Annotated in this window: 16 protein-coding genes; 6 read left to right on the top strand and 10 right to left on the bottom strand. The window is 71.9% G+C overall.

The genetic code is table 11. The features are described 5' to 3' along the window. The first annotated feature begins 33 nt into the window (after positions 1 to 33). Positions 34 to 1,098, top strand: coding sequence for a hypothetical protein (locus WME89_RS28665; protein WP_438002868.1), 1,065 nt, complete (start codon positions 34 to 36; stop codon positions 1,096 to 1,098). 19 nt (positions 1,099 to 1,117) lie between these two features. On the opposite strand, the gene WME89_RS28660 is transcribed toward WME89_RS28665, so the two are convergent. Further along, positions 1,118 to 1,876, bottom strand: coding sequence for a class I SAM-dependent methyltransferase (locus WME89_RS28660; RefSeq protein WP_437662713.1), 759 nt, complete (start codon positions 1,874 to 1,876; stop codon positions 1,118 to 1,120). Positions 1,877 to 1,954: 78 nt separating this feature from the next. On the opposite strand from WME89_RS28660, the gene WME89_RS28655 reads away from it, so the two are divergent. Then, positions 1,955 to 2,452 (top strand): hypothetical protein, encoded by a 498-nt coding sequence (locus tag WME89_RS28655; protein ID WP_438002867.1) that lies wholly within the window; start codon positions 1,955 to 1,957, stop codon positions 2,450 to 2,452. 23 nt (positions 2,453 to 2,475) lie between these two features. On the opposite strand, the gene WME89_RS28650 is transcribed toward WME89_RS28655, so the two are convergent. Together WME89_RS28650 and WME89_RS28645 are read right to left on the bottom strand one after the other, a co-directional pair. Next, the gene (locus WME89_RS28650) at positions 2,476 to 7,557 is read right to left on the bottom strand and encodes a translocation/assembly module TamB domain-containing protein (protein ID WP_438002866.1); all 5,082 of its coding nucleotides are present in this window, start codon (positions 7,555 to 7,557) and stop codon (positions 2,476 to 2,478) included. Between the two features lie 133 nt (positions 7,558 to 7,690). Then, positions 7,691 to 9,397: a protein kinase domain-containing protein gene (locus WME89_RS28645; RefSeq protein WP_438002865.1), complete on the bottom strand. Its 1,707-nt coding sequence runs from the start codon at positions 9,395 to 9,397 to the stop codon at positions 7,691 to 7,693. Between the two features lie 168 nt (positions 9,398 to 9,565). Here WME89_RS28645 and WME89_RS28640 point away from each other — a divergent pair, with 168 nt between their 5' ends. Then, a complete protein-coding gene (locus tag WME89_RS28640; protein WP_438002864.1) occupies positions 9,566 to 11,116 on the top strand; it encodes a phytoene desaturase family protein in 1,551 nt (516 codons plus the stop codon). Positions 11,117 to 11,168: 52 nt separating this feature from the next. Here the strand turns inward: WME89_RS28640 and WME89_RS28635 are convergent, their stop codons facing one another. Together WME89_RS28635 and WME89_RS28630 are read right to left on the bottom strand one after the other, a co-directional pair. Continuing rightward, entirely contained in the window at positions 11,169 to 12,404 is a 1,236-nt protein-coding gene (locus WME89_RS28635) for a hypothetical protein (RefSeq protein WP_438002863.1), read from the bottom strand. A 562-nt stretch (positions 12,405 to 12,966) separates the two neighbouring features. After that, positions 12,967 to 13,560, bottom strand: a complete 594-nt coding sequence (locus WME89_RS28630; RefSeq protein ID WP_437617794.1) for a hypothetical protein — start codon at positions 13,558 to 13,560, stop codon at positions 12,967 to 12,969. Positions 13,561 to 14,080: 520 nt separating this feature from the next. On the opposite strand from WME89_RS28630, the gene WME89_RS28625 reads away from it, so the two are divergent. The 3 genes from WME89_RS28625 (at position 14,081) to WME89_RS28615 (ending at position 16,401) form a co-directional block, all read left to right on the top strand. Beyond that, entirely contained in the window at positions 14,081 to 14,590 is a 510-nt protein-coding gene (locus tag WME89_RS28625; RefSeq protein ID WP_438002862.1) for a GNAT family N-acetyltransferase, read from the top strand. A 103-nt stretch (positions 14,591 to 14,693) separates the two neighbouring features. Then, positions 14,694 to 15,302 (top strand): TetR family transcriptional regulator, encoded by a 609-nt coding sequence (locus tag WME89_RS28620; RefSeq protein WP_438002861.1) that lies wholly within the window; start codon positions 14,694 to 14,696, stop codon positions 15,300 to 15,302. Positions 15,303 to 15,393: 91 nt separating this feature from the next. Further along, on the top strand, positions 15,394 to 16,401 hold the full coding sequence (locus WME89_RS28615; RefSeq protein WP_438002860.1) for a Rieske 2Fe-2S domain-containing protein: 1,008 nt from the start codon (positions 15,394 to 15,396) through the stop codon (positions 16,399 to 16,401). A gap of 69 nt (positions 16,402 to 16,470) precedes the next feature. Here WME89_RS28615 and WME89_RS28610 read toward each other — a convergent pair whose 3' ends face one another. The 5 genes from WME89_RS28610 to WME89_RS28590 form a co-directional block, all read right to left on the bottom strand. Then, positions 16,471 to 16,887 carry a RidA family protein gene (locus tag WME89_RS28610; protein WP_438002859.1) on the bottom strand — a complete coding sequence of 139 codons (417 nt, stop codon included), beginning with the start codon at positions 16,885 to 16,887 and terminating at the stop codon, positions 16,471 to 16,473. Next, positions 16,868 to 17,842, bottom strand: coding sequence for a DMT family transporter (locus WME89_RS28605; RefSeq protein ID WP_438002858.1), 975 nt, complete (start codon positions 17,840 to 17,842; stop codon positions 16,868 to 16,870). Before WME89_RS28605 ends, WME89_RS28610 begins: the two co-directional genes overlap by 20 nt. Next, entirely contained in the window at positions 17,839 to 18,774 is a 936-nt protein-coding gene (locus tag WME89_RS28600) for an ATP-grasp domain-containing protein (RefSeq protein WP_438002857.1), read from the bottom strand. The genes WME89_RS28605 and WME89_RS28600 overlap by 4 nt, the downstream gene beginning before the upstream one ends. Before the next feature lie 362 nt (positions 18,775 to 19,136). Beyond that, the gene (asnB, locus tag WME89_RS28595; RefSeq protein ID WP_438002856.1) at positions 19,137 to 20,684 is read right to left on the bottom strand and encodes an asparagine synthase (glutamine-hydrolyzing); all 1,548 of its coding nucleotides are present in this window, start codon (positions 20,682 to 20,684) and stop codon (positions 19,137 to 19,139) included. After that, complete coding sequence (locus WME89_RS28590; protein ID WP_438002855.1) at positions 20,684 to 21,877, bottom strand: hypothetical protein; 1,194 nt, start codon at positions 21,875 to 21,877, stop codon at positions 20,684 to 20,686. Before WME89_RS28590 ends, asnB begins: the two co-directional genes overlap by 1 nt. Positions 21,878 to 22,387: the final 510 nt, after the last annotated feature.

The raw sequence follows: 22,387 nt of genomic DNA, 5'->3' as shown, positions 1-22,387 counted from the left end.
AAACTCCGCTACACAACGGCGCACCCCCTCCGCATGGCTGCGCGAACTCCAGGCGGGAAATCTCCCGGCGCTCGCTTCCCATCGGTCGGGAGCAGCCGCGCCCTGCTCGCGCCGCGGCGCCTCGTCGCGGCGGTGGCGAGCGCCCTCGCGCTCTGCGGCGCGGGCGGCCTCGCGCGGGCCGACGACATGCAGCAGTTCGAGGTGGCCAAGACGCGCTTCGACGCCGGGCACTACGAGGAGGCCGTGACCCGCTTCGCGGCGATGCTCGATCCCGCGAACGCGCCCTGCGAGCGCGGCGCGACCGACGCCGCGAGCAAGCCGTGCAGGCTCTCCGAGCCCGACCTCGTCGAGCGGGCGCGCGGCCTCGCCGCCGCGGCGCTCGTGGCGCTGCGGCGCACGAGCGAGGCGGACGCGTACATCGAGCAGATCCTCCTCGACAACCCGGCGTACGCGCCGAACCCGGCGGTGTTCCAGCCCGAGGTCATCGATCGGTTCTCCTCGGTGCGGGCGCGCATGCGGGCGCGGATCGAGGAGATGACGCGACAGAAGGCCGAGGCGCAGCGCGCGGAGCGGCTGCGGATCGAGCGGAGCCGCGAGGACGAGCGCCGCTGGATCGCCGATCTCCAGCGGCTCGCCGGGCGCGAGCGGGTCGTGGAGCGGAACTCCCGCTGGGTCGCGATGCTGCCGTTCGGGGTCGGGCAGTTCCAGAACGGCGACGCTGGGCTCGGCTGGTTCTTCCTGGTCAGCCAGGCGGTCGCGGGCGGGACGTCGATCGTCTCGGCGCTGGCGCTGTCCAGCTACGAGAACGTCGACGTCACGCCGGCGCCCCCGGCAGACGGCGGCGCCCGTGGGCAGAGCGTCGACATCGAGGCGCTGAACCGCCGGATCGGCACCGCGGCCGCGGTGAACCGCGTGGCCTTCGGGGCGTTCGCCACGCTCGTCGCGGCCGGGATCGCCCACGCGCAGATCACGTTCATCCCGCAGACGGTCGCCTTTCGCTCGCGCCCCGTGCCGCGGCCGCCCCCGGGCTTCACCGCCGCGCCGTCGATCTCCGCGGTCCCCGGCGGCTTCTATGCGGGGCTCGTCGGCCGGTTCTGACCCGGGGGCCTCGCGCGGCTCACGCCTTCTGCGCGGCAGCGATCCAGAACCCGCCGAGCTGCGCGAGCGGCGAGTCGCACAGCGCCCACTCCGCCCTGTGCAGGAGCCGGCCGAGGCCCGGCACGCGCATCGCGGCCGCGAACGGCGTCACGATGCGCACGCCCCGCGAGGCGACGACGCGCACGCTCGCCGGCATCAAGGCGGCGGCGGCGCGCGGCGCGTCGAAGCGCGTGAAGACGGCGCTCTCCCGGGTCCTGTCGCTGATGGCGCCCGCCGGGCCGAGCTTCTTCACGAGCCCGCGCAGGCTGTAGGGGTTGTAGAACTCGGCGATCAAGTGCCCGCCGGGCCGCACCACGCGCGCCATCTCCGCCAGGGCGCGGCGCACGTCCTCGACGTGGGCGAGCACCTTGAACGAGCAGGCCACGTCGAAGCTCTCGTCCGCGAACGGCAGCGCGGTGGCGCTGCCCTCCTCGACGTCGAGGCCGCGCTCGCGGGCGCGCTCGAGCATGCCGGGCGAGAGATCGACGCCGCGCGAGGTGCGCGCGAACTCGCGGATGCGCGCGAGCAGGAGCCCGGTCCCGCACCCGACCTCCAGCACGTCGCGGCCCTCGCCGAAGCGCCGCACGAAGTCGACCTCGAGCGCGTCGACGAGGTCGTGGTAACCCCCTCGGTCGCGCCCGCCGCGCCGGGCCTCGTAGCGCGCCGAGAACTCGTCGTAGTACGCGCGCGTCGCGCGCAGGTGCTCGTCCGCCTTGGCCTCTTCCGTGTGGGCTCCCATGGGCTCGCTATAGTACTCCCTGGCCCGCGCGGCTTGCGCGGCGCCGCGCCGGGCCGCATCTCTCCTGCGAGGTGACCCATGAAGCCCGGCGACCATCCCGATTTCTTCCGGTTCGCGCCGCCCCCCGGAACCTCTCGCGAGAGCTCGATCCGGCTCGATCGCGAGGGCCGCTTCTGGCACGACGGCGCGCGCGTCGACCATCCGGCGCTCGAGCGCGGGCTCCGGTCGTGGATCGCGCGGCACCCGGACGACGGCCGTCCGATCCTCACGAACGGCTATGACTGGTGCTACTTCCAGGTAGACGCCGCCCCGCTCTTCGTCGACGCGCTCCGGATCGGGGACGACGGCGCGGTCACGCTGGTCCTGTTCGACGGCGCGGAGGAGCCGCTCGATCCGGCGACGCTCTCGGTCGGCGACGACGGCGTCGTGTACGCCCGCGCCCGGGGCGGCGCCCTCGAGGCCCGCTTCTCGCGGCACGCGCAGTCGCAGCTCGCCCCGCTGCTCGTCGAGGCCGAGCCGCCCACGCTCCGGATCGGCGGGCGCGAGGTCCGGCTGCCCGCGCGGGAAGCCCGCTAGCCCCGGCGCAGGCCGCCGCCGGCTCAGTAGCGGTACTGCCAGAGCAGGTCGAGCACGCCCGAGGTCGTCTGGCGCTCGTCGACGCCCACCGTGCCCCGGAGCGTCCAGTGCTCGTCGAAGCGCCAGTCGACGGTGACCTCGGTCCGCGTGCCGCGCTCGTTCGCCGTGCCCCCGGGGGTCGCCCCGCCCGCGCTGGTCGTGGCGCTCGGCGCCGCGCCTTCCTGGAACGTGGCCTGCGCCGTGAGGTCGTCGTTCAGCCGGTAGATGAGGCTCGTCCGCAGCGAGCCCTCCGACGTCGTCCCGAACCGCGTCGACAGCCCGCGCAGCGGCGCGATGCCGCTCAGCAGCGCGTTGAACTGCGCCGCCGCGAGCTCGCTGCCGACCGACGCGGCGACGTTGCCCGCCGCCTGCCGCGCGGGCGTCTGGGCGCCCGCCGCCTGCGCCCCCTCGGAGAAATCGGCGCCGAAAAGGAGCCGCGCGAGGATGTCCTGCTGCGAGCTCGGCGGGCTCGAGGTGAAGCGAAGCTTCGTGTTCGTGATCGGCCGGAGCGTGCCGTTGTAGGCGGCGTAGATGCGCGTGCCGTCGGGGGCGTCCCAGCGCGCGGTGACGTTCAGGTGCGGGTTCGACGGCTCCTCCTCGCGCAGGCGCACGCGGCCGCCCTCGATCTCGAACGTCTTGCCGTAGATCTCGAGCTCGCCGCGCTGGATCACGATGCCGCCCGACACCCGCACTTCCTCGGCGATCACGACCCGGGGCGGCGCGTCGCTGGCGCTCGTCAGGCGGAGCCGTAGCCCCCCGCCGGTGACCTGCGCGTCGTCCACGTAGAACGTCATCGCGTAGCGGAGCGCGTCCGACGCGCGCCGCTGCTTCTCCGGGCCGAGCGGCTGGGAGACGGCGATGTCGGGGTTGTCGTCGAGCGGCTGCACGTTCCGGCTGCTCGTCGCCGGCAGCGACAGGCGCAGCCTCGGCACCGTCGCGTACAGCGCGAGCTCGCCCGGCTTCTTCTCCGCGATGAACGACAGCGCCCCGGAGGCCGTCCCGAGCGGCACCCCCTCGAGCGTGAGCGGCAGCGCCTGGTCGTCGGCGATGGTCAGCGCCCCGGCCCCGTCGCGCAGCGCGAGCCCGTCGAGGCGGAGCAGCGCCCAGCCCTGCGCCAGCCCGGTGATGCCCGCCGCGCGGAAGCCCTCGATCCGGACGACGCCGTCGGCGGCCGTGATGCGGGCGCCCACCCCGCGCAGCTCCTGGCCGAACTCCGGGATGTGCACGACGCCGTCGCTGACCTCGAGCTGGGCGCGCAGGCTGCCCGCGCCGGCGCCTGGCTCGCCGCCGAGCTCGACGCGGAGGTCGCCGTCCAGGTAGCCGTCGACCTTGCTGAGCAGCCGTCCGACCAGCGGCTGCAGCGCCGCGAGCCGGAAGCGCTCCGCGGAGATGGCGAGGTCGGTGCGCTCGCCGTCGGGGACCGGGATGAGCCCGCCCTCGAAGCGCACGCTGGCGTAGGCGTTCGCCTGGAGCTTGCCGCCGCTCGGGCCCTCGAGCGCGAGCTCGGTGACGCGCAGGTCCCCGCGCGCGCCGCCGGGCCTGGGGTCGATCCGCAGCGAGAGCACGCCGCGCTTGAAGGCGACGTCGCCCCCGAGCGAGAGGTCGGGGAGCGTGAGGTGCGCCGTGAGCTTCGGCGCGACGTTGAGGTCGCGCATCTCGATCTCGCCGCTCACGTGCCCGTCGATGCCGTTGTCGCCGAGCAGCGGGACGTCGCCGAGCGGCACCTCGCGCAGCGTCGCGCGGAGGGCGCCGGTCCACGCGGGGAGCGGGCGCGCGCCCTTCAGCGCGCGCGGGGACGGGTCCGCGAGCAGGCGGCCGAGCGGCGCGACCACCTCGGCGCGCACGGTCGCGATCTCGGCCGCGCCGCGCGCGACGTGCGCGTCCAGCGTGGCCTTCTCGCTGTCGTACGTGAGCCACGCGTCGACGTCGGTGGGGAACAGGAGATCCCTCATCTCCGGGGCGCCCTCGGGCGCGTACATGAAGCCCCAGAGGAGGGTGCGCGCCGTGAGGACCGGGCGCGCGACGGTGCCGCTCGCGTACGCGTCGACGCGCAGCTCGCCGCCGAGCGGCGGGATCGCGTCGCGCACGAACGAGGGCAGGGTGGAGAGCTCCTCCAGCGAGCGCCGCGGGAGGGAGGCCGTCGCGGTGACGGGCGAGCGCTGGAGCGACGCCCACCGGCCCGCGGGCGGCCCGGCGAGCGCGGCGAGATCGAGGTCGATCGTGCCGGAGGCGTCGGCGAGCAGCCCGCCGTCGTACAGGGTCAGCGCGGCCTCGGCTCTGCCGGTCGTGCCGCTGAGCGAGCCCTTGAGCTGCGCGTCGATGAAGCGCGACTCCCAGGCCGGGCGCTCGGCGCCGAGGCGGTGCGGCCCGGCGAGCGCGAGGCCCTGCGTGCGCACGAGCACGTCGTGCAGCGAGGGGAACGGCTCGCCGGCCGCGCGCGACAGCCGGAAGCGGGTCGTGAGCTTGCCGCGCACCTCGCTCACGATGTGCCCGATCGGCATGAGCTGCGCGAGGCACCCGAGGTCCCAGTCGTCCGCGGCGACCTCGACCTTCCCGATCAGGGCGGTCCACGTGTCCGCGCGCAGGAGCGGCCCCTTCAGCGTGCCCTCGGCGCCCGACACGCGCACGCTCGCGAGCGGGCCAGCGCACCGGGGCGCCACGCCCTCCCGCGCCTGTCCTGCGGCCGCCGGCGGCGCCTTCCCGTCGATGCGCACGAGCGCGTCGGCCTTGACCTGATCGCGGTCGAACGTCGCCGCGAGCTGCGCCGAGACCCCGGAGAGGAACGCGACCTCGCCGCCCGCGAGATCGAGGCGCACGTGGCCCGAGCGCCCGGCCTTGCGGTCGTGAGCGAGGGCGACGTCGACCTTCGCGCGCCCGCGCACGCGGAGCGGGACCCCGAGCATCCGCGCGATGCGGCCGACGTCGATGTCCTCGCCCTGGAGGCGCCCGGTGACGTCGTCGCCGCGCACCGCGAGCTGGCCCTTCAGGGAGCCGAGCTGCGCCGAGGTGAGCTCGAGCCCCTCGACGGCGAGCCCGCCGGCCGAGGGGGTGATCGCCGCGATCTTCCCCGCGATCTCGGCGCCCTCGCGCTTCAGCTGGAGATCGATGTCGCGGAGGCCGCCGGTGGCGGAGCTCAGCCGGGCCGAGGCGCTCAGCGCGTCGTCGCCGTCGGTGACCGTCGCGCGCAGCTGCGGCGAGGCGAGCGGGCCGGTGACGCGCGCGGTGACCTCGTCGAACGTCTGGCCGCCGGCGAGCGCCTCCTGCCCGGAGAGCGAGGCGTCGAGCGCGAGCGCGTCGAGCGGCCCGGAGACCCGCCCGGCGAGGCGCGCGCTGGCGAGGCTGACGTCGGGGCCGACCCGGAGCCCGGCGAACGCGCCCTCGACCCGCGCGTCGAGCGCTCCGTCGCGCCAGGTCCCCTCGACGCGCACGCGGCCGGCCCCGTCGACGGCCCCGGCGAGGCGCGGCGTCGCGGCGATCGCCGCGATGTCGGCCGCCGCCGCGAAGCGGACGCCCTGGCCGCCCGGCAGGAGCGAGATCTCGGCGTCGATCGGCGCGCCCGGCTCGTGGAGGTGCGCGCGCGCGTGGAGCTCGCCGCGGTCGAGCACGAGGTGGACGTCCGCGGCTGGCACCGGCTGGCCGAGCAGCGCGGTGGGCTCGGTCCGCGCCTCGACGACGAGCCTGAGCTCGTCGCCGAGCTCGACGTGCGCCCGGCCCTCGGCCGTGATCAAGGGCGCCTCCTCCGCCGCCTCGCGGCGCTGCTCCAGCGGGGCCTTCGCCCCGGTGGCGCCGATCCGGGCGAGAGAGGCGCCGATCCCGGCGGGCACGGGGGCGGGCGGGGCGCCGATCCGGGTGGTCACGGCGCCGGTCCGGGCGGGCGGGGCGCCGGTCCGGGCGGGCGGGGCGCCGATCCGGGCGGGCGGGGCGCCGATCCGGGCGGGCGGGGCGCCGATCCGGGCGGGCGGGGCGCCGATCCGGGCGGGCGGGGCGCCGGGGTCGCCGCCTGCGTCGGCAGGCGTGAGGTTCACCCCGAAGAGCCGCAGGTCGACGTCGCGCGCCCGCACGTCGGCGTCGAGGCGAACGGGGCCCGTCACGTCGAGCCGCCCTGCGAGCGCGATGTTGCCCCCGGCCGGGCCGGGAGGGTCCGCCGATACAGAGGCCACCACGTCGAGCTGCGGGAGATGGCCGTCGAGGGCCACCCGCACGGAGACCGTCTCGGTGAGGGGGTGATCCGGGAGGAGGCTGCGCAGCTGCTCCGGCGTGGCGCGCGGGACGCTCGCGTGCGCCTCGACGTGCTCCTCGTCGAGCACGGCCCGGGCGGTGATCTCGACGTCGGCGAGCCGGCCGGCGAAGCTGCTCCACATCCGGACCTTGTCCCCGGCGCGGAGGTGGTAGTTCGCGGTGCCCGCGGTCCTGGCCGGCAAGAAGGCGCGGTCGACGAGGCCAGTCTGGTCGACGTCGACCGCGACGCCCTCCGGGCCGACGTGCACCGACCCGACCAGCCGGGTGACGTCGGCGTCCAGCGCGCGGGGCGGCGCGAGCTGCCCGTGGGCCCAGCCGCGCCCGATCTCGATGTGCGACAGGGCCACGACGACGTCGCGCGGCGGCCCCTCGGGCGCGGCCGAGGGCGGGCGGCTCGGCGGTCGCGGCGTGAACGTGTCGCCGAGCGTGACGCCGCCCGCGCCGCTGCTCTGGACCAGCACCTCGATCTGCTCGACCCGGATGTACGGGACCTCGATGCGCAGCGCGCCCGTCCCGAAGAGCGCGCCGCCGAGGATCGGGAGCACGTCGGCCCGCGCCTCGAGGCCACTCGCGCGGATCACCGGGTTCCCCCACGGATCGAGCGCGACAGCGGCGCGGATCCGCACGCCGTCCAGGCCGAGCGCGTCGATCTCGTCGGCGACGATCCGTCCCTGGAAGAGGGAGCCGAGCAGCCGGTTCGTGGCGTCGCGGGCGACGCGGCGCGCGGCGGGCGTGTCGAGGTGGAGCGCGACGCCGACAGCCGCGGCGCCGGAGAACGTCAGCGCCAGCCCGATCGCCGCCGCGGCGGCCGACGCGGCGCGGCGCATGCGTCCCGGCGCGCGCGGCGGCGAGCGCCGTGGCTCTGGTGCGGGGTCGGGCGTCACAGCGGGTAGCTTAGTACGCACGAGGCGCGGCGACCGTGCTGCCGCGATCTCGAATGCAGGCGGTGGAGGTGTGAGCTCAGCCGGCGAGCCGCTCGAGCTCCACGAAGAGCGTCCCGAGCTCCGGCTTCGACCGGAGCGGCGCGCAGAAGCGGCTGGCCAGGTGCAGCAGCTCCGCGTCGAGCTGATCGGCCCGGCGCCCCATCTCGGCGATGCGCTCCTGGGACTCCCGCCGCCGCGCCTCGAGCTGCCGGTCGAGCTCCTCGAGCCGCTCGCGCAGCTTCTTGATCTGCGCGTCCACCTCGGCCACCTCGTGCTCGCGGGCGATCGCCTCGCTCTCCGCCTCGTAGTCCGCCTTCCGCGACGCGTACCAGCCCTCGACGAGCTCGGCGAGCCTCCGGTAGCTGGCGGCGAGCTCGAGGTACGGCTCGGCGAACCCGCTCCGGCCTTCCCAGCGCACGGCCTCCTTGTGCGCGCTCAGCACCGCGGGGATGAACGCCTGCGTCGTCGCGGTGAGCGGCGCCACCCTGGCGCGGAACGAGCGGGCCTCGTCGCGCGTGAGCGAGGCGTCCACCGTGAGCGCATCCATGGCGCGCCCGATCTGCAGCCGGCCGTCGCGCCACTCCTCGGCGACGCCCTCGAGGCGCCGCTGCTCGTCGAGGGCCCGCGAGCGGAGCTCGGCGTGCTCCCGCACGAGGCCGCGCAGCCCCTCGAGCTGCCGCTGGCTCTCCGCCGGCGCCGAGGCGCCGAACGCGCGGGCCGTCATCCGCTCGAACAGGTCGAGCCGGCTGACCCAGGGGTCGCGCCCGGCGCCCCTCGACCGCACCGCCGAGTCGCGGGGCATCGCCTCCGGCGGCGGCGGGAGCGCGATCATGTTCGCGGCCGCGATCTCCTCGAGCTCCGCGAGCACGCGGTAGGCGTCGACGGGGCGCTCCGAGGGCTCCTTCGCCATCAGCGCGCTGACCAGCCGGTCGAGCGCGTCGGGCATCTCCGGGGCGAGCTCCTGGAGGCGCGGCGGCTGCTCGTTCATGTGCTTCAGGATCCAGCTCGCCGGATCGGGCGCGTCGAACGGCAGCCGCTGGGTGATCATCTCGAACATGATGACCCCGAGCGAGTAGAGGTCGGCCGGGGGGCCCGCGTCGATGGTCGTGCTGCGCTCGGGCGCCATGTACTGCGGCGTGCCGAAGATCTCGCCGAGGTTCGTGAGCCGCGCGTCCTGCGCGCACCGGGCGATGCCGAAGTCGAGCAGCTTCACCCAGTCGCCCTTCAGCAGGAACACGTTCTCGGGCTTGAGATCGCGGTGCACGACGTCGAAGTCGTGCGCTCGGCCGAGGGCGCGCGTCATCTGCACCCAGATGGGCAGCGCCCGCGCGAGCGGCACGCGGCTGCGCTCCACCAGGTCGGCGAGGCTCGTCCCCTGGAGCAGCTCCATCACGAGGAAGGGCAGCCCGTCGTCGGTGTCGCCCTGATCGAAGATCTCGATGATGTTCGGGTGCGCGAGCCGCTGCGCGTGCCGCGCCTCGCGACGGAAGCGCTCGCGGGTCGTCGTGTCCTGCGCGAACTCGCGGTTCAGGATCTTGATGGCGCACGGGGTGCCGATGAGCTTGTTGTACGCCCTGTAGACCGTGGCCATCCCGCCGATGCCGAGCGCCTGCTCGATGACGTAGCGGCCCGCGATCGACATCCCGATGCGGGGGTCCTTCTCGGAGACGAGCGACGAGCCGTCGATGAAGCAGAAGGCGCTCTCGGCCGGATAACGCTGATGGCACTGCGGGCAGGTCTTCATAGCGGGCACGTCGGCTGCAAGGCTACACTCTACGGGGGGCCGCTCTCGAGGGTCAACGCTCGGCGCGCGCCGCGGCGCTTTGTCCTCGCCGCCTCGCCGCCTCGCCGCGCTCGTCAGCACGACGCGGCGTCAACATCCGAGCTCGCCGCGTTATGTTCTCGCGACGTCATGGACGAGCTCCCCTTGCGCGCGGTGGTGATCGGCTCGGGCATCGGCGGCGCCGCCGCGGCGCTGCTCCTCTCGCACGCCGGCGTCCCCACCCTGCTCGCGGAGAAGGAGCGTCGCCTGGGCGGCGCCGCCGCGGCGTACGAGAGGGATGGCTTCCGTGTCGATACAGGCACGCACATGCTCTGCCGCGGCGAGGAGGGCCCGCTCGGCGACGTGCTCCGTCGCGTCGGCCAGGGCGACGCGATCACCTTCCGGCAGAGCAGCGAGCCCGCCGCGCTCTGCGTCGCGGACGGCGCGCGCGGGGCCCGCGCCGGGGCCGCGCCGCGCGCGGGCCGCGTCGTCCTTCAGGCGGAGCTCTGGCGGCTCGCCGGCGCCGCGCGGGCGCTCGCGCGCGGCCTCGATCTCACGCCCCTGGAGGCCGCGCGCGCCGCGCGCCTCCTCGCGCACGCGGCGGCGATGCGCGACGTGGACATGGCCGCGTGCGACGACGCGACGGCCGAGGCCTACGCGGCCCGCTTCGTCCCGCGCGCCGCCGCCGCTGCCGGGCTCGGCAGCCTGCTCGGCTTGCCGCTGCTGCTGCCCGGCGCCGAGGCGTCGGCGGGCGAGGCGCTCTTCTGCTGGCGCCGGATCGCCCGCTCCGGGCAGCAGCGCTACCCCGAGGGCGGCGCGTCCCGCGTCCCCGAGGTGTTCTGCCGCCTCGCCCGGGAGCTCGGCGCCGCCGTGTGGACGGGCGCGGGCGTGCGGCGCGTGCTGGTGAGCGATCGGCGCGTGCGCGGCGTGGAGCTCGAGGACGGGACCGCGCTGCCCGCGCGCATCGTGGTGAGCACGGCCGGCCTCCTGCCCACCGTCTCGGGCCTCGTCGGCGAGGCGCACTTCCCCGAGGCGTACCTGGCGCGCGCCCGCGCGCTCGCGCCGCAGCCGCGGCAGGTCCAGGTGAAGATCGGGCTGCGCAGGCGGCTCGTCGCGGCGGGCGCGCTCGCCGGCCTCGGCGGTGAAAGCGCCGGCGACGGCGCGCCGGCCCTGCCGTTCTACTGCCTCGTGCCGACGCGCTTCGACCCGTCGCTCGCGCCGCCCGGGCACGAGCTCCTCTGCGCGTGCGCCGTGTCCGGCGGGCGCGGCGGCGCGTCGCGCGGCGCTCCCCCCGCGTCGGTCGACGGGCTCTTGCGCGCGCTCGCCGGCGCGGTGCCCGGGCTCCTCTCCGACGCGATCTTCGTCGACGGCGCGCCCGCGGACGGGCGCGGCGAAGCTTTCGCTGAGGCGGGCGAGCGCGCGGCGGGGACGGCGCAGACGCCCGGCCAGGTCGGCCGCGCGCGCCCGGCGGTGTACACGCCCGTCCGAGGGCTGTACCTCGCGGGGCGCGCCGCCGGCGGGCGCGGCGCGGGGATGGAGCTCGCCGCCTCGAGCGCGATCGAGTGCGTCGATCGCATCCTCGTCGACATGGGCCGCGATCTCGGCGCGCCCGCGCCCCCCGCGCTGATCGACATCGCCGGCGATCTGCTCGGGCGCGCGGCGGCCTCGACCGTGACGTGGGCCGCGCGCCCGCGCGGCTAGGCTCGTACCCGCCGACGGCGCTGCGCCGCGCGCGCGGCGCAGCGGGGGCGCTTCAGCGCGGCGTCGAGCCCCGGTTGCCGCGCGCCAGCGCGTCGAGCGGCAGGTTCTGATCCTCGAACACGGCGTCGAGCTCCTCGCTGCTCCGCTCTCGCACGCCCGAGCGCGGCGACAGCTCGGGGCGCACCGAGGACGGCGGGGCGAGGCGCGCTGACATCGGCGGCATCGTCCGGATCGAGGGCGGGGGCTCGGTGCCCGAGGGCGTGCCCCGCGGGACGGCGCGCGCCGAGGGAGGCGGGCTCGACAGCGTGCGCATGGAAGGCGGGCTCGGCAGGCTCCGCGCCGAGGGCGGCGGAGGGATCTGCGTGTTCGACGCCGGCATCGGGGTCGTCCGGCGCAGCGGGCCCCCCACCAGCGAGCGCGACGACGGCGGCGGCGTGCTCGGCTGCGCGCGCACCGAGGGGGGAGGGACCGACAGGTGCTCCGCCCGCGTCGAGGAGGGCGCCGCGCGCGTCGACGCGGGCGGCGGGCTCGACAGGGGACCGGTCGCGGCGGCCGCCGGGTGTGCCGGGAAGCCCGAGAGCGGGCGCACGGACGGCGGGGGCACCGAGCGCGGCGCGCCTGGAGCGGCGTGCACGCCCGGGCCTGCCGGCAGGCGCGTCGACGCCGGCGCCGTGGAGCGCAGCGACGGCGGGGACCGGAACGACGGCGGCGCGCTCGACGGAGGCACCGGCGTGGGCGAGCGGCCGCCGGTCATCCATGGCGTCCGGACCGAAGGCGGGGACCCGGAGCGCGACGACGGCGGCGGCATGGTGCTCTGGCTCGACGACGGGTCGCCGCGCCGCGGCGCGAACCGCGGATCGGCGCTCGCGCCCTGCTTCTGCGCGGCGCGCGGGTCGGCGCCCGCGGCCCCCTTGGCCCCCACGGTCTCGCTCCGCTGCGCGCCGATCAGCGTGTAGCGACCGCTGCCCTCGTCCCGCCGCCCGGCGTCGCGCTGCGCGCTCATCTCGCGGGTGTCGCGCAGCGCGCCGTTCAGCATCGCCTCGAGCTCGCGCTCGCTGACCTCCTCGTCGAGCCGCACCAGCGTCGAGCGTACGTCCCGGGCGAGCGCGTCGAACTCGGCCGGATCCATCGCGTAGACGCTGTTGGACATGATGATCGCGAGCGGCCGCCGCTCGGCGGCGATCGTCGCAGCGGTGGCCGCATCGCAGCGGTGCAGGAGCACCCCGCAGCCAGGCGCCACCGTGAGGCACAGGCTGAAGAGCGCCGGCCACGCCGGATCAAGGACCACAAGAATGCTCGGTACGTGAAGCGGGGTTGCAGTGATCTGCGCGCGGCGGTCCATGGCAGATCGAGGATAACTGAAACTGCCGGGTAGATCGTAGTTCTCTTTCTCTAGATCGGTCATTTTCACTCTGGTTATGCGTGCAGCTGTGCGTGCTGCTGTACGTGCAGCTGTGCGTGCTGCGATGAGGACAGCGGCGTAGATCTCCTACAGCTTCATTGTCTGTGCGCCGCGCGTTCCTGCTGCTCCTGCTGTTCGTTTCTACCGCGCGTCTCTCTGCCGCGCGTTCCTGCGGCGCGTTCCAGCCGCGTGTTCCTGCGGCGCGTTCCAGCCGCGCGCGGCGCGCGGCGCGCCGCGCCCCCTCCCGGCCCTCGCGTCCGCCCGGTGCGAGGTGGCGCGCCGGGCGAGGCGCTGCGCGCCGCGCGCCCTCCGCCGGGATGAGCGGCGGAGGGCGCGCGGCGCAGCAACGCGGGTGTCGCGGTGGGCGTCGTGCCCCCGGTGAGCGCCGAGAGATGACGTGGTGCGACGTCCGCGCCGCGCGGGGCCGCTTCCCTCGGCGGCTCGAGGATCACAGCCCGGTGTAGATGGTGGCGAAGGAGGCCGCCTCGCCGCGGAGCAGCAGGTTGAGCCGCGGGTTCGGGACCTTGAAGGTGTGGATTTTTGCGTTCCTCACGTCGAGCACCGCGAAGGCGCCGCCCGGCGTGCTCTCGGCGAGGCCGTTCATGAGCAGGTTCAGCACGACCGAGACGCGCTTCGACGACAGGGGCTCGCCGCGGAAATACATCTTGATCACGTGAGGCGTCCCGTCGATGACCAGCCCGAGCTCCGGATTCACGTTGATCTCGAGATCGCCGAGGCGGTACGTCGACGCGGGCGGCTCGAACCACGTCATCTTCGACGAGGCGAGGAACTTTCGGTAACCGTTCACCACCGCCGGGTAGATCCGGCGGCGCCGCTCGTCGTGCTGCGCGGCGAGGAAGCCGTCGAGCACGCTTGTGGGCTTTGCGCTCCTGTGCATGTCGACGATCGCCTCTCGCACCTGCCTGTAAAAGTCCGTGTGGAGCTCGTCCTTCCGCTCCTTGAACTCCCTGACGCCGGTCAGCTTGGGCGTCCCGGCCTTGAGAACGAAGTCGACAAAGTACGTGAGCGAGATCTTTTCCATGAAGTCTCCTCCAAAACGAAGCATTCTGGCGCGCCATTTACACGCGTCGTGCGAGAGACACGCCGTCGCGCCGCGTTCTTGATGTCTACCATGGATAGCCATCTTGGACCCGTCCGGAAAGGGATCGATCGGACGGACATTGTCCCAACCTGTCAGGGGCGGACGGCGGGGGCGTTGCTCGAGAAAACCTGTGTGATTTCGGGTGCTTGCGCCGGTCGGAAGAGTCCTTCGCGCCCGGCCGCGCCGGGTCCGGGTAGGCTCCGCGGGGCCATGACAGGAGCGAGGCGCGAGCCGCGATGGTAATCGACAGTATCCAGCTGTTATGCGGTGGTTTTCCTGTGGAGAAACGGAGAGGTCGGGGCGACTCGATGCGTCGGCGAGGTCGGACGTGGTCTGTCACAGCCAGGCGCTCGACAGCGCTTGACGCTCCCCGCGCGCGGGCGAAGGCGAAGGCGCCCGTCCCCGCGCAGGCGAATGGGCGAACCGCAGAGGCACGTTGGCGCGGAGAGGAGCGGGGAGAATGAACATCAGGCCTGAGCGCGCGGGCGACGAGGCAGGGATCCGCGCTGTCCACCTCGCGGCGTTCCCCTCGGCGAGCGAGGCCGATCTGGTCGACCGGCTGCGGGACGCGGGGCGCGCGGCCGTCTCGCTCGTCGCGGAGCGCGACGGCGTCGTCGTTGGGCATGTCCTGTTCAGCCCCGTGGCGATCGCCGGCCCCGGCGCGATCGACGGAGGGCTCGGCCTCGCGCCGCTCGCGGTCGCGCCGGAGCTCCAGGGCCGCGGCGTGGGCTCCGGGCTGGCGCGAGCAGGCATCGCGGCGTGCAGGGCCGCCGGCTTCGCCTTTGCCGTCGTCCTCGGGTCGCCGGAGTACTACGCCCGGTTCGGGTTCAAGAAGGCCAGTCTGTTCGGCCTGGGCAACGAGTACGCGGCGGACGAGGCGTTCATGGCCACGGAGCTCGCCCAGGGGGCGCTCGACGACGCCCGAGGCGTCGTGATCTACAGCCCGGAGTTCGGCGTCTTCAAGGGCTGATCTCTCACCGAGGCGAGCCGGGACGACGCCCGCCACGCGGGCGCCCGGCGCGACCTCGACGAACGGGCTTGCATACATACATTCGTGAATGTATAGACGAGGGGTGCGACGGACCAAGGAGGAAGCGGCGGCGACCCGCGAGCAGATCCTCGACGCGGCGCTGCGCGTGTTCAGCCGCAAGGGGTACTCGGCGGCGACGCTGCAGGACGTCGCCGCCGAGGCCGGGCTGACGCGGGGCGCTGTCTACTGGCACTTCAAGGGCAAGGTGGAGCTCTACACGGCGCTCGTCGGCGAGCGCTTCGCCCGGGCGAACGAGGTCTTCGCCGAGGCGCTGTCCCCCCGGTACTCGCCGCTCGAGTCGATCGAGCGCCTGCTCACGCGATCGCTCGAGTACCTGGAGGAAGATCCGGAGTACCGCGCGGTCCTCTCGATCTCGCTGTTCAAGACCGAGCTCACGCCCGAGCTCGAGCCGGGGTTCCAGCAGAAGGTCGCGAGCATGCGCCGCCTCGTCGACGCGGTCGCCGACCTCGTCCGCAAGGGGATCGCGGCCGGCGACATCGACCGCGCCACCGACCCGAGGGCCGCGGCGCTCGCGGCCGTCAGCCTCGTGAACGGCGCGACGGCGCTGCACCTCATGGACCCGAAGGTGCTGGAGTCCAGGGCCGCCGTGCGCCGCATGGTCGCCACGTTCGTCCGCGGCCTCCGGCGCTGAGACAGCCAGTCTTCCTCCGCGGCCGTCTCCGGCCTGTCGGTCTCGTTCGTCGATTTACATACATTCGTGAATGTTTGCTGGAGGTGAAGCCATGTTTCTCAGGCAGTACTGGTATGTTGCCTGTGCGTCCTCGCAGCTCGGGGCGGCGCCCCGCGCGGTCCGGGTCCTCGATCAGGACATCGTCGTGTTCCGCGAGGGCGGCGGCCGTCCGCGCGGGCTGGCCGATCGCTGCTGCCACCGCGGCGTCAAGCTGTCGCTCGGGCGCGTGACCGGGGGAGCGCTCGCGTGCGGATACCACGGCTGGAGGTTCGGCGGCGGCGGCGAGTGCGTGCATATCCCCTCGCTCGCGCGCGGCCGGCGCATCCCGGAGAGGTGCGGTGTCCGCTCGTTCCCGTGCGCGGAGCAGGACGGGTACGTGTGGGTCTGGCTCGGCGGCGACGGGGACGGCGCGCCGCCGGCCGCCCCCCGGATCGACGGGTTCGCGGCGCACCGCTGGGATCAGGGCTCCGTGGAGCTAGGGTGCGCCTCGCTCAGGGGCCTCGAGAACAACCTCGACTGGTGCCATCCGGTGTTCGCGCACCCGTGGACGCACGGGCAGTTCTACATCGCGCTGCTCCGTGGCCTGCGCGAGCAGCTCCTGGAGATGCGGCCCACGGCGGATGGGATGACGCTGAGAGGGCCTGTCCGCGGGGACGGCGCGGCGCCGGATCCGCGGTCATCGCAGACGCTGCTCTCGTTCAAGCTCCCCGACCGCGTCGAGGTCCGCTCGCTGGGCGGGCCGTCGCGCCGGATCGTCCTGCACTTCGTCCCGACCGCGCCCGATCGGTGCCGCATGGAGTGGCTCGTCGCGCGGGCGCTGCCCTTCGGCGCCCGCGTGCGCTTTCGCCAGGAGGAGCCGGCGATCCTCCGGCAGGACAGGCTCCTCCTGGAGAGCGCGGAGCAGGCCTCCGCGGGTCAGGGCGACCTCCGGGAGCACCACGTCGAGGCGGACGCGCCCACGCTGCTCCTGCGCCGCATCGTCGCGTGGGCGGCGCTGGGAGAATGGGAGAAGAAGCGCGCGAGCCTGCCAGAGCGGCGGGTCATCCGGGTGACGTCCTAGTATCGCGAGTCAGAAGTCCTGCCAGGGTTTCTGTGATGACGAGGCGGAAACAAACGAAATTACGCGCCTTTACTGCTGCTCGAGGATCGCGATCGCCGACATTTCGACGAGATGATCAGGGTTGACCAACCGCGTGCACTGGACGGTGGTGTTCACCGGCTCGATGTCGCCGAAGTATCCGCGATGCACCTCTGCGTAGGAGTCAAAGTCCGCGAAATCCACCAGGAATGTGTCTGTGCGTACGACGTTGTGAAGATCCGCGCCCAGCTCCCGGAGGGCCGCGCGGATCTTGTTGATGACATAGTCGGTCTGCTCAGTGATGCTCCGCCCGATCGTTCTGCCATCGCCGTCCGCGGCGACCGTGCCGGCGACGAAGACCAGGTGGCCGACCCGGACCCCGCGGGCGTACCCCATCTTCGGCTCCCATGCCGACGGGCTGAAGACGGATTTGCGATTGCCCGAGGTCTTAGTTCTCATGTTGATCATGTCTCTTGAACTCCGTTTGTGTATTGACGCGGTACAATCCGTACAGCACGAGCGCGACGCCGGAACCTTTGACGATCGTCAAGCTCTCCCCGAGGACCACGACCCCTCCGACCACGGAGATGATGGGTATCGCGTAGAGGGAGATCGATAATGTAGAGGGCGACAGGAAGCGTAAAGCCCAATACCAGATCGTGTACCCCATCACCGTGCCGGGCAGGACGCAGAACGCCAGCGCGCCCCAGTGCCGCGCGCTCATTTGCAGGATCCTGGGCATGCCGTCGCTCTGCGAGAAAGGGAGCAGGAGCGCCGAGCTGATGAGGAAATTGAGAACGATGATGACGATCGGCGACTCCTTCTCGACGAGCCCCTTCGAGATCACCGTGTTCACCGCCCAGACGATCGGCGTGACGAAGACGGCGAGCAGGCCGACCCAGAAGGCGCCGCCGCCGATGCCGTCAGCCGCCATGGTCACCGCCAGGCCCGCGAGGCAGAGGAGGATGCTCAGCACACGCTGCAGCTCCCACCGCTCCTGGCCCATGGCGACGGCGATCACGTACGTCAACATGGGCTCGAGCGCTATGACGAGCGCCGCCAGACTGATGGCCACCGTTCGAACGCCGAAATTGAACGACACCATCGCGAGGAGCGGTCCGAGGACGCTGCTGAGCAAGATCCCCCACGGGTTCCTGCGGACGACGCCCGAGAGCTCGCGAGGACTACGGACGAGGACCACCCCGAGGAGGACGAATCCACTCACGAAGAACCGTACGAAGGTGAGCTCGACGGCGCCGAACACCTCCAGCAGCTGTTTCTGGAATACCGGTACCAGACCCCAGCAGACGATGGTGAGAGCCAACCCGACGTAGGCCATTTTCATGGGGTTGCGGCCGGAGGCCGCAATCCGTTCGTGCTCCGTCGAGTCAGACAAGGCGCATTTCGTCGTGCTCGTCGTCATGGTCGTTCAACATCGGAGACGACCGCCCTGAGCGTGCGGTGCACGAAGCTCGCGTCGCGGCGCAAGGTCAGCGGGTCCTCGTGGACGAGGAGCACGAGGCCCCAGGTCGAGAGGAGGTCCGTCGTGCGCGCGATCCGGTCGCCAATGTCACCGAAGAGCTTGACGCCGTCGAAGGACGGGAGCCGACGCACATCGCGCAGGCCTTCAATGTCGGCGATCTCGCCGCTGACGTCGCTGATCAGGCAACAGACGCAGAAGTGCTTGGCGTAATCGATCGAGCGCACCTCCGGTGTCTCCCCCAGGAAGAGACGGAGGTTCTCCTTGTAGCAATTGAACCCGGTGCACCGCTGGATCACGTCGGGGGTCATGGCCCCTGGAAGACGGTTGTTCAACTCGATGAAGCGAGGCCCGTCGCGGGTCAGCTTGAACTCCACGTCGTTGATGCCGAGCCGGACGTCGAGGGCGGCGTTCACCCAACGCACGTAGTCCGCCGCGGCCGCTGCCTCGGGCGCGTTCAGCGGCAGCGACCAGATGTTTTTATAGATGCCCGCCGAGTCCGATGTTTGAATCTTCTCGTAGCGAGCGAAGCAGATGAGCTCGCGCCGGTCTCCACTGTGAATGAAGTCCATGAAGTACTCGTCCCCGTCGAGGTACTCCTCGACGAGCACCCCACGTCGCTCACCGTGATAGAGCGCGGGCAGCCCCATGATGCATTCGAACGACGCCGCCAGATCCTGACCGCCTCGGCACACGCGGACCCCCTTCGTGGCTTGCCCCTGGGGTGGCTTGGCCACGACGGGATATCCGTTCGCCTCGCTCCAGCTCAGGAGATCATCCAGGCAATCGCTCTCGATGAACGCAGCGCAGGGCACGCCTTGCTCGCGCAGCCGCGCCTTCATCAGCCCCTTCGCGAGGCGACAGGGAGACGTCATCAGCGGATTACCTGGGACCCCGAGCCGGTCCGCGACGGCGTCCACGAGGACGACCGCGGGCTGGGAACCGGGTAGAATCGCGCGGATGTCGCGGGCCTGAAGCCAGAGCGCAGTGGCATCCATGTCTCGGTGTTCGAGCACCGCTTCGTAGTCCCCGCGTCGGAACGTGCTCAGGTAGTAACCCGGCAGGGCCGGCGTGGAGATCACGGCATAAGGCCGCATTCCGAGCCGTCGCGCTTCCTGCCCATATGCGGCGCCCGGGCCGAACGGGTCGATGATGGCGACGTTGTCGAGCGCGGTCGGTCGAAACCTTGAAGGCGGATATCCCTGTGCCGGGGCGGGCACATCTCCCAATGATAACTTCATATTTGCCTCGGAGGTGGAGTCACGAAGCGGAAATACCCGTCCGTGTTGTAGTCCAGCCCCGGCCTCCTGAAGCGCTCCTTGGGAACGGGCAGCCCGGCGGCAAGGTACAATTGAAGGAAATAGGCCTGCTGCCTGTTCTCGATCCCGAGACGGACCTCGAGCGACGGGTCGACTTGCGCCGTCTGCTGACCAGCGTGGTCGTATAGAAGACGATGCAAACCCGTGCCGTCCGGCATGCGGACCTTGGGCCGACGGAGGATGTAATCGGGCAGCTCGCCGCGGAACGCTTCGCGAAGCACCCACTTCGAGGTGCCGTCCCTCAGCTTCATGCTGGCGGGCAGGTGGTAGCAGAAGCGCAGGAATTCGATGTCGAGGAAAGGTACCCGCGCCTCGACACGATTGAGCATGGCAGCGCGATCTACGCGCTGCACATCGGTTCGATGCAGGTTAGACACGCGGTATCGCATCAACGCGTCCGGGTCCGCCTGCTCGAGGAACAGATCGTAGCCCATGAGCACTTCGTCAGCGCCTTCACCGCAGAGCGCTACTTTGAAACCATGTTCGTGCGCCTGCTGGTAACCGAAGTACGCCAGGCAGGCGTCCATCGCATCGATCCCCTCAAAGAATTCTGCGCCTTGCGCGACGCGCGGGAGGAGCGCGATCGTCTCGTCCTCGCGGAGCGGGCAGATGATCTGCGGAATATCGAACTCTCGGCAGAATCGAGTCGCGACCTCGAGATCCGTGGCGCCAGGAAACCCGAGAGTGAACGCGGTCACGTTGGGGTGGAACTTCCTGGCCAGGTAGAGGACCGTGGTGCTGTCGATGCCGCCGCTGAACATCACAGCCACGGGGAGGTCGGTGTCCACGCGCTTCCTCACCGCCTCGCCCAGAAGACGGCGGCATCTCGCGACGGGCTCCTCGCGCTCGGGGGATCGCTCCTCGATGTCGAAGTAACGATGCGACCGCCCGTCTTCGAGATAGTGACCGGGAGCCAGCGTGCACACTTCCTGTGCGTGAGGCGCGAGACACTTCTGCTCCGATGCGAACAGGAGCGCGTCGTTGCCGCTACCAGTGGCCAGGCTGGAGCCTCCGACGGCCCAATAGAGCGGCTTGATCCCCATGGGATCTCGCGCCGCGAACGAGGACTTCGACTCGGCGTCGAAGATCACGAACGCGAACGAGCCGTCGAGGCGACGGACCACCTCTGGTCCCCATCGCTGATAGCCCTGAACGATCACTTCGGTGTCGCACTCGGTCGCGAACCGGCAGCCGAGCTGCCGGAGCTCCTCGCGGAGAGCGGCGTGGTTGTAAATTTCGCCGTTGAAGACGACCCAGTATCGACCGTTCGTTGATGAAATTGGCTGCCGCGCGTTGTCACGGTCGACGATGGCCAGGCGGTTCGTCCCCATCGCGCCGGTGGGGAACGCCTTGATCTCACCGAAATGCCCCACGTCGCCCCGGTGCTCGATCTTGCGGAGCATGTGCAAGAGCAAGTCGGTGTGGTCACGCTTGTGCGCCGAGATTACTGCCGCAATGCCGCACATCAGAGGTTCCGCTCCTTGAGTCGAGGGGCCGACGTCCTCGGGTCTTCGCTTGCGATCCGGTACATCACGTCTATGGGCGTAGCGCTGGCGTACTTGCATTCCGCTTCGATGCGGCGCACCAGGTACGAGATGACGGAGCTGACCACCTGATGAGCGAGCGGCTTGTTGAACGGCTGACCAGGACGGCTCTGGCGCCAGAACCATTCCAGTCGGCTGGTGAGCGCACCGCCGAGGGTGAGGACCTGGCCCGGGTAGGCTTTGACGCCCTGCGCCTGCAAGCTCCGCATCAACTGTATGCCCGTGGCGCCCGGCGGAACCGCCAGGTTGTGCGCCAGGAGGAGCGCTGTGTCTTTGGGGATGGCTCCCCACGAGGAGTTCTCCAGCTCGCGGCCGACCGTCGTGGCGATGATCGTCCCGTTGCGCGCCAGCGCCTCCCTCGTAAAGCGCCCCTGCTCGGACGGCAGGTGGGTCATCCCCGCTGGCGCCGGCACGGCGTCTTCCGCCCTGTCGTAGGCCAGGTCGCAGACGGCCACGTCCGAATGACCGCTCTCCCTGACGTAACCGACGAGGTCAGAGCCCATGGCGCCGGCCGAGCCGATCAGCGTGATCGGCAGGCCGCTCTCATGAAGTCCGAGGGCCTCGAAGGCGGCCACGACGCCGGTGGTCGAATACGATGACTTGCCCCCGCAGCCGCCAACATCACACTTGATGCCGAGCACATGCGGTGTGTGGCGATACAAGAGGTCGGCCAGGCCGGCGTAGCGGCCGAAGTCTGGCGTCAGCTTGATGCGCCCGTCGCGCTGGTTGAGGTGGTCACCGATCGTGGAGAAGACGGTCGCGAGCGTCGCCTCGAGGTCGTCGCCCCTCGTGTTGCTGATCGTATGGGCTGCGCCGGGATCGGACGGGCGCAGGATGCAACGCGCACCGCCGACCCGGCTCCCGAGAAAGTTCTCGGGGAAGAGCGCTTGGTCGATGGCCGACAGCGCTCCTTGTGCCAGGGCGACGTTGATCAGCGCGTTCTTGAGGCCGCTCTCGTCGCGTTGCAGGCGATGCAGCTCGTCGAGCACGCTCTCGTCGGACGTCGAGTAAGGGACCGCGCGTGTCCCACCATAGTAGTAATCGACGCCGTCTTGAAGATCCTCAGAGGCGATGAAAATGTCAAAACGCTCGACATTGAGTCTCGTGACTTGCATATATTTGCCTCCTTGTTCCGTTTGTCTCGAGACTGAGGCCCGAGGAAGTCGCGGGTTCTGCCCTCCCGCGCTTGCTCGTGACGCACACTCCTCCCGTCGCCGCGCGGCCTACGGCTCGCGGTGCTTCGTCGGAGAGGCAGCGACACATCCTCAAGCCATGTGCCGGTCTTCGCTACACCCCCTCAGCAAGGCAGGTGCCAGCCGGTTCGGCCACGAAATCGGCCGGCGCCCGGTCCTCCGCCTCATCGGATTGCTCATTCGCGCAAAGAGTTGCACGATCTGAAGATGGCGATCGCCTCCCACGAGCGACCTCTCGTTCGGCAGAGTCCGGCGCGCCGCCACGATGCTCGCCGCCGTGCTCGGGCCATGGATGGGATGGCGCGCCTCGGTGCTTCGTGGTCACGAGGGGCAGCGCCTGCGCCCGGTCCCGCGGCATCGCGCCGCCCAGCGGGCTCGTCCCACACCCGCAGGACGTCCCGGAATATCAGACCTGATCAGGACTTGCCAGAG

This window comes from Sorangium sp. So ce321, from assembly GCF_051530195.1.
Classification (GTDB): domain Bacteria; phylum Myxococcota_A; class Polyangia; order Polyangiales; family Polyangiaceae; genus Sorangium.
Note: the sequence above shows the minus strand (reverse complement) of the source record. Positions and strands in the feature narration are given on the sequence as shown.